This is a genomic window from Azospirillum brasilense (assembly GCF_003349955.1).
Classification (GTDB): Bacteria; Pseudomonadota; Alphaproteobacteria; order Azospirillales; family Azospirillaceae; genus Azospirillum; species Azospirillum brasilense_B.
The window spans coordinates 1-1,146 of record NZ_QLKQ01000178.1 but is presented as its reverse complement, the minus strand read 5'-3'; the positions used below and the strand labels follow the sequence as shown (position 1 = coordinate 1,146).

1 protein-coding gene is annotated in these 1,146 nt (G+C 69.3%); it reads left to right on the top strand.

The window, feature by feature from the left end; genetic code table 11:
- Positions 1 to 4: 4 nt before the first annotated feature.
- Positions 5 to 1,146: Re/Si-specific NAD(P)(+) transhydrogenase subunit alpha (locus tag DXK32_RS31945; RefSeq protein ID WP_114862161.1), on the top strand; the 1,142-nt coding region annotated here is incomplete at its 3' end.

Here is a 1,146-nt window from a genome sequence, read left to right as displayed (position 1 = left end):
AACCATGAAAATCGCCATACCCAGGGAGCGGCGCGCGGGCGAGAATCGCGTCGCGGCTTCTCCGGAGACGGTCAAGAAACTCAAAGCCCTCAGCCTGGAAGTGGTCGTGGAGACCGGGGCCGGTCTGGGCTCGAACCTGCCGGACCGGGTGTACCAGGACGCCGGCGCGGAGATCGCGCCGGACGCCGCGTCGGCGCTGGCCGACGCCGACATCGTGCTGAAGGTGCAGCGCCCGCTGCTGGCCGGGGAGGGGGACCTCGACGAGCTGGCGCTGATCAAGCGCGGCGCGCTGCTGTTCGCCATCCTCAACCCCTACAACAGCCGCGACCACGTGGCGGCCTACGCCGCGGCCGGGGTGAACGCCTTCGCCATGGAGTTCATGCCGCGCATCACCCGCGCCCAGGTCATGGACGTGCTGTCCTCGCAGGCCAACCTCGCCGGCTACAAGGCGGTGGTCGACGCCGCCAGCGAGTACGGCCGCGCCTACCCGATGATGATGACCGCGGCGGGCACGGTGCCGCCGGCCCGCGCCTTCATCATGGGCGTCGGCGTCGCCGGGCTGCAGGCCATCGCCACGGCCAAGCGGCTGGGCGCCATCGTCTCGGCGACCGACGTGCGCCCGGCGGTCAAGGAGCAGGTGCAGTCGCTGGGCGGCAGCTTCGTCGCGGTGGAGAACGACGAGTTCAAACAGGCCGAGACGGCGGGCGGCTACGCCAAGGAGATGTCGGACGACTACAAGCGCCAGCAGGCGGCGCTGGTGGCCGAGCACATCAAGAAGCAGGACATCGTCATCACCACGGCGCTGATCCCGGGCCGCAAGGCGCCGATCCTGGTGACGCGCGAGCATGTCGCCTCGATGAAGCCGGGTTCGGTGCTGATCGATCTGGCGGTGGAGCAGGGCGGCAACGTCGAGGGTTCGGAGCTGGGCCGGGTGGTCGTCACCGACAACGGGGTGAAGATCGTCGGCCACGCCAACTACCCCAGCCGCATCGCCGAGAGCGCCTCGCTGCTCTACGCCAAGAACCTGCTCGCTCTGCTGCAGTCGCTGCACGACAAGGAGAAGGGCATCGCCCTCAACTGGGACGACGAGATCGTGAAGGCCATCGCGCTCACCCGCGATGGGCAGGTCGTCCATCCCGCCTTCGC